Origin of the sequence: Nostoc sp. DedQUE09 (genome assembly GCF_034530915.1) — a bacterium.
Classification (GTDB): Bacteria; Cyanobacteriota; Cyanobacteriia; order Cyanobacteriales; family Nostocaceae; genus Nostoc.
The window spans coordinates 40,667-54,172 of sequence record NZ_JAVRCE010000055.1 but is presented as its reverse complement, the minus strand read 5'-3'; the positions used below and the strand labels follow the sequence as shown (position 1 = coordinate 54,172).

The following is a 13,506-nucleotide window of genomic DNA, read 5'->3' as shown; positions in this document are numbered from 1 at the left end:
TGCTGGCAAAAGAGGACTGGTTATTGGGATGGAGAAATTTGAGAACCAACTCAAACTTTCTATTTTGAGAGGGTTCGCACTCAACATCCTGCGTCGCAATGGTTATCATTCCATCACAATTGCACAAAGATTTCTCTCTAATGATATTGACAAACTTCTTTTCCTTATGGAATGAAACAGCCCTGGAGCGGGGAGGGGTTGGGGGTGGGGTGCAATGACAGTGGGAATCATAAATAATTACCCGGACTTGATATTAAAACCTGCTTTTGCAGGTTTTGCCTGTGTGCAAGCAAGATTAACTGCAATTTATAATCGCCACTTTTTTCATTACAAATTACAAACTACGAATTAATAATGCAATTTGATACCCAACTGCTACCACGCATTAATGCCACAGCCAAAAGAGAAAATGGTAAACAATATTATGTAGATGCCAACGGAAATCGCTTTCCCAGTGTTACTACAATACTTAATGCCACCAAATCACAAGCAGACAGAGACAGATTATTAAACTGGAAAGCGCGTGTTGGCACAGAAGAAGCTACCCGCATTACTACAACTGCTAGCCGTCGGGGAACCCAAACACACAAACAAATTGAGCGCTACCTTCTTGGACAAAACCCTGTTTGTCCCGAAGCAAGTCGCCCTTATTGGGAGAGTATCCAGCCAGTTTTAGAACAAATCGACACAGTTAGACTTGTAGAAGGCTCTGTTTTTCATCATAATTTGGGTTATTCTGGCAAAGTTGATTGTATTGCCAGCTATCAAGGTATTCCTTGTATTTGTGAGTGGAAAACAGCAGACAAACCCAAAGGTTCAATTGAGCATTTATATGAACATCCACTACAACTTACGGCATACATAGGAGCAGCTAACGAATATTATCAAGATTATGGCATTCAACTAAAGCACGCTCTCTTGGTAGTAGCAATTCCAGAAATGCCAGCAGAAGTATTTTGGTTTGAATCAGCAGTTATTAAAGATTACTGGGAGCAGTGGGAAAAAAGAGTTGCCCAGTTTTGGGAACGCAGAAGTATTTGGGGTTAATCAGTAGGATTACATAATTACCGGGCGTTAACCTTGTAATGGCAAGACAGTAATTAACCCAGAAAATCTTACAAAATCACCTATGTTGTGAGTGAGTAATTGAGGAATGCCATAAACTAGCATCGTGGCGACAATATTTGCATCATGAACTTGCTTACCACCGCTAGGAATTTCCTCCATGAGTGTCAGTAGCCTTTCCGTCACATGAGAATTATCTTCAATCAAGCGAAAATAACTAGCAAAATATCGTACATCTGCCACTAAAGATGTAATAGGAATATTCCCAGTTAAGTCACCTCGTCTTGTCATTGCTGCCAAATACTCTCTCAAAGTTTGGCGACTAATCCATAAATCAATACCTTGTTCTGTAAGCGCTTGCAGTCGTTCTGTCGCTTGTACATGAAATGGCGACAAGGCTAGATTTGCATAAACTAAAATATTCGTATCGATGAATACAGGGTTATTAGTCGTTTCCATAAAGGTCTTCTCTGCGGAAAGTTAAACTTTCCGAGACTAATCCTACAGGATACGCGGAAAATTTGAGAGGCGCTTTCTTTTCTTTCTTCTCCGTTTCCTCAGTCAAAAGCTTTTCATCAATCACTATTACCACCTGATGTTCACCCTCTGGAATATCCAATGGTAACTGCGCTGTAATTTTACCATCTTTGGTAACTGTGGCAATTGTTTCTATACTTTTCATCTCATTTATCCTTAATCAATCCATTACAGCTAACACAGCTTTCGGCAATAACTTATCTTTAAACCAAACAATTCTGGCGGGGACATCATTTAATTTTACTCCCGCCTTTTCTAAATTAAGTCGCTCGGAAATTGCTAAAATTAAGTCATCACGTCCAGCCCGTCGCACTTGAGAAAACTTCTTTTGTAAATATTCTGGTCGCCAATAACCAACAATTTCTAATAAGAAGGTGCGTCCATCAGCATGAACTAAGCGAAAATCGGGAATCATCACACTACCGGGAATCGGTATCAAATCAACTTCTCGCTCTAACGCCCAACCACTTTTCAACGCATCCCACTTATCTGCAAAGGATGCTTCTAACATACTATCGTAGGGCTTTCCTGGTGGATAATGGGATACCAAACCACATTCAGAATTGAGAGTAAAACGTCCAGTTTTCCAAGTATTTGTATAGGCATCACGAGTTTGGAGAATGGAAGAAAGACTCCATTTAGTAACGTGAAGTAAAGCCGGAATAAGTTTAGCGATCGCTAACCCATATCGCGTACTAGGATTAAATAAACTTGTCGGGCCATCAATGGTAATTGTAAACCCGTGGTCAGCATCGCCCTCAATATAAGCCATCAATTGAAACAACTTTAAATAGCGAAATAATAGCTTATATTCGCCCGGAACATTTCGGTGAGCATTTAACACCAGTTGACTGGCCTTATAAAATACACCCTGCACCTGAGATAAATTATATCGATTTAACAAATCTGGTGCTGTTGGTGCATCAAAAACAGTCAAAATCTTATTTTCAGATAAATCAGCATAGAGTCCATTACGAACCTGTTCTAATAAAACTTCCCGTTCAAGTTCTTGAGTTAATTCATCAGCAATTTTACTCAGAGTTACTTGTGTAGATTCTCGACTAGAAACTGATTTTGCAGCTAATGAAAACACCCGTTCTCTTAACATCTGTGGTTCTAAAGGACTAACTACCTCAAAAGTGCAAAAACTGCTTTTAAGAATATAAGCTAATCCCCGCTTCACCCGATAATCTGTAGAATCTCCTTCAAAATCAGTCAGTTGTCGCTCAAGTACACCTTGAGTCTTCCCCACTGCTGATTGAAAATAATTAATTAACTCAATCGCCAACTCCGAAGTTTTTTGATCAATCTTCAGTCTCTTCGGAATGATCTCCTCTCCGTTTTGGCGATGCATCAGTAAATCTGTCGGTAACATCTGCTGAATTCTGGATTTTAGATACTTCGACTACTTCGACTACTTCGACTACTTCGACTTCGCTCAGTACAAGTTCGCTCAGTACAAGTTCGCTCAGTACAAGTTTTGGATTTTGGACTGAATAATTAATTTCTAACTGTTCCGCAGCCTTCAAACTCCGTTCCTTCCCACTCCCATACACAACCTGTAACTTCCCTTTCCTCCCTTGTTCTCCCCCTGCTCTTTTTTCCCCTCTTCGCCTAGCTGAAGTCCCCTCCTCACTCGTATCCTCCGCTACCACCTCATACAAAATCGCCTGTTTATTCTCAATATTCCCCTTCCGTAAAACCCTACCCAATCGCTGAGTATACTCCCTAGCCGAACCAGTTCCCGATAAAATAATTGCAACAGTTGCCGCCGGCACATCAACCCCTTCATTCAACACATGAGAAGCAACCAAAGTATTATATTTACCCTCCCGAAACTTTGTTAATATCTCATGGCGTTCCTTTACAGGAGTTTGATGAGTAATTGCCGGAATTAATAACTCTTGAGAAATGCGATAAACCGTCGCATTATCAGCAGTAAAAATCAAAATTCTTGCCGGATAATGTTCTGCCAATAAATCAATCAAAATTCGCAACTTCCCATCAGTACCTAAAGCGATATCTTTCGCTTCTCGATGCGCTAACATCGCTCTACGTCCAGATTGCGATCGCGCACTCATTTGCACAAACATTTGCCAACCCTGAAGGCTTCCCAAAGAAATCTTTGATTGCTTTAAAAAGTCATTGCGAGTTTGAATTAGTTGATTGTATCTTTCTCGCTCAAGTTGCGATAACTTTACTTTAATTTGGACAATTTCATGTTCTGCTAACGCCTTCCCCGCCAAATCCTCGGCGCGTTTGCGATATACTTCTTGACCAATGAGGATATTTAACTCAGCGTGTTTACCATCGGTACGTTCTGGTGTCGCTGAGAGTCCAAGACGATAAGGTGCGATCGCATATTCAGCAATCACTCGATTAAAATCTGTCGGTAAATGATGACATTCATCAAAAACAATTAACGCATATTGATTTCCCAACGTCTCAGCGTGAATTGCTGCACTATCATAAGTTGCAACTAGGATAGCTGTTCTATCCCGCGAACCACCACCCAGCAATCCCACCTCAGCATCAGGGAAAGCCGCTACTAGGTGTGCATACCACTGATGCATTAAATCCAAAGTTGGCACCACAATTAGCGTTGTGCGCGGCGTTGATTGCATTGCCATTTGCGCCAAATAAGTCTTACCTGCCGCTGTAGGAAGCACAACCACCCCTTGTCTACCCGCCAGTTTCCAAGCGGCTAGCGCCTCAGTTTGGTGGGGATAGGGTTCCATTTCCAGAGTGGGAACCAAATCTACGGGATAAAATTGCTTGGCCTCATCGATAAAATTCACATCTTCCGCTTGTAGTGCTTCCACTAGCGATCGGTATCTAATTGCGGGAATGCGGAATTTTTCAACTCTATCATCCCATGTAGCGTAGTCCATCCAACCTTTCCCACGTGGTGGTGGATGCAAAATTAATGTGCCACGATCAAAATTTAGTGTGGGGGTACGAGCCATGAGTATTGGGCATTGGGGATTGGGCATGGGGGATTGGGCATTGGGCATTGGGCATTTGGCATTGGTAATTTTTCCATTCGCCATGCCCCATGCGCTATGCCCCATTCCCTAGTCTATTGATTACTAATAACGCAAAAAGTGCATGATTCATCCAAGTAACTCCAACAAAATCCAACTAGATACGCTTATTAGTCATGAAATGTCTGATTGGCAAACCAATAAAAACCTTTACCATATTGTCGGTTTTACAGAGCTTTCAACTCGTATCAGTAGCTTGGCACAATTAAACCGAACTATACAAAGTTTTGTATGGGTAAAGGGAAAAGGTTAAAGGGTAAAGGTTTTTCCCTTTTACCCTTAACCTTTACCCTTCTTAATTTAGTTGTGTTTTTTAGCACATACTTACTTATTTCCTGCAAAATTAGTCGAGTGATTAAATATAATATTAGGTAGTATTCAGGTTTGTGAAACAATTTATCAGCTTTTAAAGAATAAATATTTATTGGAAAAACGAGGTTCAATTCAGGTTAAAGGGAAAAGACAAATGATGACTTGTATACTAAATAAAATTAATTAAAAAATTTAAGAGTTTTCTCCTATTGGACAGAGATTAAAAAATAAAACGTATATAATTAGAGCGAGGCTTATCAAGTTATTTAACCTTTGTTAAAATTGAGTTTTACTACTTTAGATAGATTAACCGCAATTAACTGCTTAGATAGATATTTTTCGGATGCATAATAAATGTTGAGCGATGTCTACGACGGGCTACGCCAACGCATTGTCTAGCTGATTTTGGGAATAATCTTTTAGCTAGCTGCATAAAAGGAGAAGCCACATTGAAAGGAATACGTTTCCTTCTAGCGCCCTATGCTGTAACCTTATTGGCTGTTGGTAGCGCACTGCTACTAACACTATTGCTACAGCCACTACTGAAACCAACTATTTTCCTACTGTTTTTTGCTGCCGTGGCGCTTAGTACCTGGTATGGCGGCATGAAAGCAGGGTTACTGGCTACTGCTTTGTCTACTTTAGCCGTTAGCTACTTTTTTTTAGAGCCTGTGTTTTCGCTCCTTGTTACGAATGTAGAGAGCATAGCGTGGTTAGGCTTGTCTGTTTTTGTAACAATACTTATTAGCTTGCTCAACTCAGAGTTAGGCACTGTGAAACAACATCTGCAAACGAGTTTGCAGAAGCTAGAGGCGAGCGAAGGAAGATTTAAAAGATTGGTAGAGTCCAACATTATTGGGGTAATTGTAGCCAATATGGACGGGGCGATCGCAGAGGCTAATGATGCTTTTTTACGAATGGTAGGTTATTCGCAGGAGGATTTGCTAGCAGGGCTTCGATGGCGCGACATGATACCACCAGAATATATTGAAATTAATAATAGTGCGATCGCAGAACTCGCAACGAAAGGCGTGTGTCAGCCCTTTGAGAACGAATACATCGGCAAAGATCGTAGCCGTGTTCCTATTCTGTTAGGTTCTGCTTTGTTAGAAAATAACCAAAATGATATTATTTCTTTTGTGATTGATTTAAGCAAACGCAAACAAGCAGAACTTGCCCTTTCCAAAAGCGAAGAACGCTACCGCACTTTTTTAGAGCAGAGTTCAGAAGGTATCTGGTGTATGGAATTGGAAATACCAATTTCACCAGATTGTTCAGAAGAGGAGCAAATTCAACATTTTTATCAATATGGTTACTTAGCAGAATGCAACAATGTTATGGCGCAGATGTATGGCTGTTCTCATGCCGAAGAAATTATCGGCGCCAGACTAGGAGACTTTGTTGTTGCCTCCGATCCACATAATATTGAATATCTGCGTAACTTTATACGTTTTAACTACCGACTAATCGATGCTGAGTCCCATGAAATAGATAAGCAAAGTAATTCCAAATATTTTTTGAATAATCTGGTGGGAATTGTCGAAAATGGGCTTTTAGTCAGAGCGTGGGGAACTCAACGCGACATCACAGAATACAAAAGAGCAGAAGTAGCACTCCGTCAACGAGAAGATCAACTCCGCCTAATTACAAACGCTGTGCCCGTCCAGATTTCCTATGTTGATGGTGAGCAGCGTTATCGCTTTAATAACAAAGGATATGAAGACTGGTTTGGAATTCCTACTTCCGAAATTTATGGTAAACACATTAAAGAAGTTTTAGGAGAATCAGTTTATCAGTCAATTCTTCCTTATATAGAAACGGTACTTTCAGGAGAACAAGTAACTTACGAAACCCAATTACCTAATAAAGATGGCACAAACCATTATGTGAATGTCACTTACGTTCCTCAATTCAGTCAGCAGGAAAAAGTTGCAGGATTTGTTGCTCTAATCACAGATATTACACTTCACAAGTTAGCAGAAGCAGCTCTCAAACAAAGCGAGAAACGGTTAAAGACACTCACCGAAAAAGTTCGCATAATTCCTTGGGAGGTAAATGCCATTACCGGAAATTTTACTTATGTAGGACCGCAAACCGTTGAGATTATTGGCTATCCATTGTCAGACTGGTACACCGATGATTTCTGGGCAAAACACATGCATCCAGAAGATCGGGAGTGGGCTATCCAGTATTGCCAAGAATCTTCTCTATCACTGAATAATTATGAATTTGAATATAGAATGTTGGCTGCTGATGGCAGAGTTGTCTGGCTATATGACATTGTGAATGTGGTGCGGGATGAAAATGGCCCGCAGCTACTACATGGATTCATGATTGATATTAGCGATCGCAAGCAAGCAGAGCAAGAACGCGAACAACTGCTTAAACGCGAACAAGCAGCACGCGCCGATGCCGAAACTGCCAACCGCATGAAGGATGAGTTTCTCGCCACACTTTCCCACGAACTCCGTACACCTCTCAACGCTATACTAGGCTGGACGCAGCTACTTAGAACTCGCAAATTTGATCAGGCTACTACTGTTCGGGCACTAGAGACAATTGAACGTAATACTAGATCCCTGACGCAACTGATTGAAGATGTTCTCGATGTGTCACGAGTTATTAGAGGCACACTTCATTTAAATATGGATCGGGTAGAACTTGTACCACTTGTAGAAGCGGCAATCGATACTGTGTACCCAGCAGCCCAGGCTAAAGAGATTAATATTAAGTGTAGATTCGACCCAAAAGTAGAGGTAGTTGTGGGCGATGCCAACCGTTTGCAACAGGTTGTGTGGAATTTGCTCTCCAACGCCGTCAAGTTTACACCCAAGGGCGGTGGAGTTGATGTGCAATTGGAGCGCATTGCATCTTACGTGCAAATTCGGGTGAGTGATACGGGAGTGGGAATTGCTCCCGAATTCCTACCCCATGTATTTGAACGCTTTCGTCAAGCTGACAGTTCCAGCACGCGATCGCATGGCGGATTAGGATTAGGGTTAGCGATCGTTCGTCACTTGGTAGAACTACACGGTGGCACAGTCTCGGCCGAAAGTCCAGGAATTGGACAGGGAGCGACATTCGTTGTCAGTCTGCCAATGAAAGCTATTTAGGATAGAGGCAGGGGGCAGAGGGGAAAAACTTACTGCAACCGGACATGATATAAGTTCTCTGTCCTGCTTCTAAGCTGAACGCTAGAGAGTTCAGCCTTCACATCCTCGATGACATTAAATTTGGGACTACGACAAATCAAAAGTCATATCATGTTCGCTTGATTACTTACTAAACCCGAAGAACCCCACCCCGCCAAAGCTACGCTTCGTCTCCCCTCCCGAAGAGCGGGGAGGGGATTAAGGGGAGCCAGTGCGGTCTTGGGGTCTCCCCAAGTGGAGCATCTGGCGTGTGGGGTGCAATGACTGTGGAAATCATAACTAATTAGGCGGACATGATATCACTAGACTTCTTGGCATTTGTCGGGGTAAAGGGGAAGGTGGGGCCCCCTCTGGGGATAAGGGTAAAAAAACTCAAAATCCTTTCCCTTTAACATGAGTCCCTTTTCCCTAAGAGTGCAAAAATATATTTTTGCAAGAGGTCTACTGTACACTCTCTCACCCAATAATTAATTTGCTCAAACTATATTTGAGTGAAGCGATCTATTAAGTCCAATAAAGAATTTCAGCATTTGGAAAGCGTTTACTAATCTCACTCTCAAAAAAGCTACGTAACGCCTTCATTGTGTCTTTCTCATAAACGTACTTCGTCCCGCCAAACTTATTACGCTTGACACTGCGTTTTGCCTCATCCATCTCTAATTTTGATTGCGGATACCAAGTTTGTAACACTTCTTTTGACCCTGGTGTGAACCGATGCGAGATTAACTCAAAGGTAAGGTTACAGTCAAAATCCAGTGCCTCGTTTATCTGGTCAAATAAACGACTATAGTGCATTTGCCAATCATCTATCGGCATAATTGGCGCGATCACCAAGCCTACTGGATAACCGCCACCGCCACGCTCTTGTGATAACGCCAACCGTCGCAACGCATTCAGTCTGGATGCTACGGATGCCGTGCCACCTTCAAACTTACCAGAAATCGGTGCAGCATTAACGCTCATCCGACAGCGAGTATTCCCATTATGTGGTAAGTCGAGTAATCCATCCACAGCATCAAACTTCGACACCCAACGTAGATGTGCATTGGGACGAGTGCCAAAGTAACGGATACATTCAGCAAGACTTCCAGTTAAATGCTCGATACCCAATGGGTCTGTGTAACAGCTAACTTCAAAACTTGTGGTTTTCCCCTGTTGCTCGTAGTTAGCTAAGTTCTCTAATATCTGCGGTAAGTTGGCAAAAGCCCGAATGACAGGTGGTCCCGACAAGCTACCCGCTAGGTAGCAGTATTGACAGTGAGCCGGACAACCTTCGGCAAGGTGAAACTGCCAATCCGCAGAAGGTGGAATCGGACTCAGTTTAAAAGAACTGGGTGGTGCAGTAACCACAGCTAAGGTACGCTTGGCGATGTTGTAAGTATCCCGCTCAGATTCACCGCGCAGTCCCTTCAGGCGGTTTTGTGATAGTTCTTCTATTGGTAAGTTGAGTGACTGCACACGTTTAAGAATCTGCTGCCCCCAATCCTCATCTAAGGCAGCAGGTGTAAACAGTACCCGTTCAGGTATCCACAACCTTGGCGATCTTGTTTGTGTATCTGATACTGAAACTTGGTCTGTAATGGTATTCAGCAATATCTTTCTCCGTTATTTAGTTTGCTGACTTCTGCAATTAATTTTCCAGGACTTGCTTAATTCGTCGTTCTAACAAATCGAGATCCAAACTGCCTTCATCACGGTTAATTCGGCGCACAGTGGAATTAACATTAGCTAAATTAACCAATAAATCTTGAAGAATTTCCTGTTGCTGACGGGCTTGAGTAACTTCGCGTGGTTCCTGTACCAAATCACGTATGATGGTATCTTCAGCGCGAGAGGCGATAATTGGATCGTTTTGCCCTTGAATGTGAACAAAGGTTCGTCGGCCTGGGCCTCGCTCCTCTTCTATTGGTATAACTGCTGTCACTTGATCAGAACGCACATATTTGCCAAATCCCAAATGGACTAGCTCTGATGAGAGTATTTTCATATAATTGAAGCGTTATTTTTATGTCTTACTTATATTGTAAAATCTAGAAAAGTGACTTAAAGCCATAGAGCATACGGGTTATACCCAATTCAAGGTAGTAGTTTCCTTTCCCAATTTAATGTCCTCATCTGCGATCGCTCTCAAAAGTATGATGACTTAAATTAGTCTTCTCAATCTAGTGACTTTATTTACAGCAAACTTTATTTTCCTACGTATTTCTTACATAGCCTCAAATTTTGGAATAGGCGATACCTACGGTAAGCTACGCTAACGCACTTCATAAAGCGATCGCAATTTGAGAATATCTTGCCATTCGAGATCGGTGAATGGTTGGGTAACTAGTTCTATACCAAAGTACTGTTTGGCTGTCTCTGTCAGTGTATCCACAATCTTTGCAATCCAGTCATCCTCTTTCTGTGTATTGCAAAGTGAGGTATTCCACGGAGCCGATTGTTCAAAGATTTCCTGAAATAAACCTTTGTCTGTAGACAAAATCATTGAGCCGTGTTGAAGAATGGTATTTCTTCCCTTGCGTTGGGCACTACCAATAAATTTACTTCCATCGGTAGTAACTAAGTCAGCTGCTGTTGCTGTGTTGAAGCAACTGGGATTGTGAATGTAACCTCGTCCAGCAGAACCATAATTTAACTCAATATTCAAGGTTTGCCAGCCTTGGATCAAAAAGTTACAGATTTTTTCATAAGTACCCCAGCTTTTTCCATTACTAGCTGAGGTAATCAGGGCGTAGCTTAAGTCTCCTTGGTGGAGAACAGCTCTACCTCCCGTTGGCCGACGAACTAGATTGAGTGGCTGTCCTTGGTAAATCAGATTATGCCACTCGGCAGGCCATTGTTTTTGCAGATGTCCCAAGGAAAGAGCATAAGGATACCAGGTATAAAAACGCAGGGTAGGCGGGTGCTGTCCCTTTTCACATTGGTTGAACAACCAAGCATCGATCGCCATTTGCACTCCCCCTGATGTCTGAAGCATTGGGATGAAACGCCAGGTGGATGGTGATTCGGTTGCTAGTTGTCTCATAGGTTTCAGACTATAGAAAGAAAATCAAATAATTGATGCGCCATTTCTAATTTAGAACAAGGTGCAATTTCTACCTGATTTCCTTGACTATCTAAAAATATTGCTTGATTATTATCGCTACCAAAACCACTATCAGGTTGATCGATGGGATTGGCAACAATGACATCGAGTTTTTTATTCTGTAATTTCTCTAATGCAGGTTTGACAATATCCCCAGTTTGTGCAGCAAAACCAATTAATTTTTGATGCGGCTGTTTGTGTTGTGCTAACTGGGCAACTATATCCGGTACTGGTTCCAGAGGTAAAGCTTGGGGGAGCGATCGCTTGGGCAATTTCTCTGTACTATAATCTCGTGGCTTCACATCGGCCACGGCTGCTGACATGACAATGATATCAGCGCTGGGTAAAGATTCCACCATGACGTGCTGCATTTCGTCTGCGCTAACAACAGGAATCGCTTGTACTCCCAGTGGTACATCCCAATTAGCTGGGCCATGTACCAGAGTGACATTTGCCCCTCGATGAAATGCGGCTTGCGCTAAAGCTAATCCCATTTTACCTGTGGAAGGATTACCAATAAACCTCACTGGATCGAAAAACTCTCGCGTTCCCCCAGCACTAACTAAGACTCGTTTACCTACTAAATCTCGTTTGCCTTGAGTGTGTAACAACGATTGGATGTGAGCGAATATTTCTGGAGGTTCTGCTAATCTACCAGCACCGATGCGATCGCACGCTAATAATCCTGATGCTGTATTCATCCCATGATATCGGCTATCTATCAATAACTGTTGCCAATTCCGTTGCACCGCTTGCTGTTCCCACATATCAGTATTCATTGCGGGTGCTAACAGCACGGGACAAGTAGAAGCCAGCACAGTATTTGTGAGTAAATTATCTGCCATCCCGTAGGCTAACTTTGCTAATGTATTAGCTGTCAAAGGGGCAATTACCATAATATCTGCCCATTCACCCAACTCAATATGCAACGGACGAGAGTGAGTTGGTTGCCAGAAATCATCATCTGTGTAGGCGGGATGACGAGATAGGGTTGATAAAGTCAGAGGCGTGATAAATTTTTGCGCCGAACGGGTAAGGATAACTCGGACTTCCACCCCAGTTTTAAACAGCGTCGAAACCAATTCACAGATTTTGTAGGCGGCGATACCGCCACCTACACCAATGAGAACCCTGTTCAATTTTGGATTAGTCATGGTAAAAAGTTAGGAGTGAGTCGTTCAAAAATTAGTACTAAATAGTTATAAATTCTAATTCTTAACTCCTAACTCCTAACTCTCAACTAAGCTTCATCGTAGGGTTCCAAGTCTAAGAGGTAGATATAGGGTTCAACTAACTCTGGACGCTGAAATGCGATCGCTCGCAATAGATGCCAATCGTTTAAACCCTCAAAAGCATTACTATAATTATCCAGTTCCAGACGTGTAGCTAGTTCTTCTACTTCTACTGCACTCATGGCAGCAATTTCTTTTTGGGAAATGCTTAGAGTTGTCATAATACTTGCCCCTCCCGTATGCAGCACTCGCCTTCAGCATGGGTTAAGTTGCGCTGAACGCAGCCACCCAATATATATTACTCATTAGAAGTCATTAAGTTCGTGAAAATTGTCAGAATTTGTACCAGAATTTATAAAAAATTCGTAATCCTGACTAAGCAATTGTATTTACAACGAAATTTCGTAGCACTTCTAACGTTTTTGGATCTATTTCATGCCCCATATCAAATTCGTGGTATTCTACTGCCACTCCTAGAGACTTTAGAGTTTCTCGTGCCTTCAAAGCAGCTTTCAGGGGCACAACTTCATCATATCTACCGTGAGTGATTAAAGTCGGCGGAATCCCACTTTTAGCTGCCGTTAGCGCGTCGGGATGTAAATACCCGCTCATGACAACTAAACCTGCTAAGGGTAATTTTGAACCGACATCTAAAGTCATTGCTCCGCCTTGAGAAAATCCACTCAAAATGGTACGTGACAAAGGTATGCCAGTGGTACTTTCTAAAGATTCCAAGAAATCTGTTAGCAGTTGCCGACTTTCTGCCAACCCTTGATACATATTTTCCACCCGCAGGTCATACCATGCCCTCCCTATAGGGGAATAGGGATAAGGATAAGGTGCATTGGGCAATACAAACTGGTAATCGGATAAGTTGAGCAATGGTAACAAAGATGCTACATCCTCAGCATTAGCACCCCAACCATGCAAAGTGACAATTAAGCCTGCTGGAGGTTGAGAATTTGCTGTCGGAACGGTAATGGCTTGTAAAGACAGAGGTTTACTCCTAAAATTCTACTCTTTTCATAGATCCTATCTGCTTGCCCAAAAAATACCTACCTTGTTTTGGTGCTAGCAAC

At 42.2% G+C, this 13,506-nt stretch carries 13 protein-coding genes; 3 read left to right on the top strand and 10 right to left on the bottom strand.

What is annotated here, in order from left to right; genetic code table 11:
• Positions 1-354 precede the first annotated feature (354 nt).
• On the top strand, positions 355-1,047 hold the full coding sequence (locus RMY27_RS26780; RefSeq protein ID WP_322667896.1) for a PD-(D/E)XK nuclease family protein: 693 nt from the start codon (positions 355-357) through the stop codon (positions 1,045-1,047).
• Positions 1,048-1,074: 27 nt separating this feature from the next.
• Here the strand turns inward: RMY27_RS26780 and RMY27_RS26775 are convergent, their stop codons facing one another.
• Genes RMY27_RS26775 through RMY27_RS26760 form a run of 4 tightly spaced genes read right to left on the bottom strand, consistent with a single transcriptional unit; the run spans position 1,075 to position 4,568 of the window.
• Complete coding sequence (locus RMY27_RS26775) at positions 1,075-1,524, bottom strand: type II toxin-antitoxin system VapC family toxin (RefSeq protein WP_322667895.1); 450 nt, start codon at positions 1,522-1,524, stop codon at positions 1,075-1,077.
• Positions 1,511-1,747, bottom strand: a complete 237-nt coding sequence (locus tag RMY27_RS26770) for a hypothetical protein (RefSeq protein ID WP_322667894.1) — start codon at positions 1,745-1,747, stop codon at positions 1,511-1,513. Before RMY27_RS26770 ends, RMY27_RS26775 begins: the two co-directional genes overlap by 14 nt.
• A 15-nt stretch (positions 1,748-1,762) precedes the next feature.
• Positions 1,763-2,977, bottom strand: coding sequence for a DUF790 family protein (locus RMY27_RS26765; protein ID WP_322667893.1), 1,215 nt, complete (start codon positions 2,975-2,977; stop codon positions 1,763-1,765).
• Positions 2,907-4,568 (bottom strand): DEAD/DEAH box helicase, encoded by a 1,662-nt coding sequence (locus RMY27_RS26760; protein ID WP_322667902.1) that lies wholly within the window; start codon positions 4,566-4,568, stop codon positions 2,907-2,909. The genes RMY27_RS26765 and RMY27_RS26760 overlap by 71 nt, the downstream gene beginning before the upstream one ends.
• Positions 4,569-5,007: 439 nt before the next feature.
• On the opposite strand from RMY27_RS26760, the gene RMY27_RS35620 reads away from it, so the two are divergent.
• The gene (locus RMY27_RS35620; protein ID WP_416212369.1) at positions 5,008-5,145 is read left to right on the top strand and encodes an adenylate/guanylate cyclase domain-containing protein; all 138 of its coding nucleotides are present in this window, start codon (positions 5,008-5,010) and stop codon (positions 5,143-5,145) included.
• A gap of 262 nt (positions 5,146-5,407) precedes the next feature.
• Positions 5,408-8,071, top strand: a complete 2,664-nt coding sequence (locus RMY27_RS26750; protein WP_322667892.1) for a PAS domain S-box protein — start codon at positions 5,408-5,410, stop codon at positions 8,069-8,071.
• Between the two features lie 543 nt (positions 8,072-8,614).
• On the opposite strand, the gene RMY27_RS26745 is transcribed toward RMY27_RS26750, so the two are convergent.
• The 6 genes from RMY27_RS26745 to RMY27_RS26720 all read right to left on the bottom strand — a co-directional run bounded on the left by RMY27_RS26745 (position 8,615) and on the right by RMY27_RS26720 (position 13,408).
• Complete coding sequence (locus RMY27_RS26745) at positions 8,615-9,637, bottom strand: spore photoproduct lyase family protein (RefSeq protein ID WP_322667900.1); 1,023 nt, start codon at positions 9,635-9,637, stop codon at positions 8,615-8,617.
• 103 nt (positions 9,638-9,740) lie between these two features.
• The gene (locus RMY27_RS26740; RefSeq protein ID WP_322667891.1) at positions 9,741-10,097 is read right to left on the bottom strand and encodes a hypothetical protein; all 357 of its coding nucleotides are present in this window, start codon (positions 10,095-10,097) and stop codon (positions 9,741-9,743) included.
• A gap of 267 nt (positions 10,098-10,364) precedes the next feature.
• Positions 10,365-11,135, bottom strand: coding sequence for a biotin/lipoate A/B protein ligase family protein (locus RMY27_RS26735; RefSeq protein ID WP_322667890.1), 771 nt, complete (start codon positions 11,133-11,135; stop codon positions 10,365-10,367).
• A 5-nt stretch (positions 11,136-11,140) separates the two neighbouring features.
• Positions 11,141-12,349: a bifunctional phosphopantothenoylcysteine decarboxylase/phosphopantothenate--cysteine ligase CoaBC gene (gene coaBC, locus RMY27_RS26730; RefSeq protein ID WP_322667889.1), complete on the bottom strand. Its 1,209-nt coding sequence runs from the start codon at positions 12,347-12,349 to the stop codon at positions 11,141-11,143.
• Between the two features lie 86 nt (positions 12,350-12,435).
• Positions 12,436-12,648 carry a DUF2555 domain-containing protein gene (locus RMY27_RS26725; protein ID WP_094351471.1) on the bottom strand — a complete coding sequence of 71 codons (213 nt, stop codon included), beginning with the start codon at positions 12,646-12,648 and terminating at the stop codon, positions 12,436-12,438.
• 154 nt (positions 12,649-12,802) lie between these two features.
• The gene (locus tag RMY27_RS26720; protein ID WP_416212368.1) at positions 12,803-13,408 is read right to left on the bottom strand and encodes an alpha/beta hydrolase; all 606 of its coding nucleotides are present in this window, start codon (positions 13,406-13,408) and stop codon (positions 12,803-12,805) included.
• Positions 13,409-13,506: the final 98 nt, after the last annotated feature.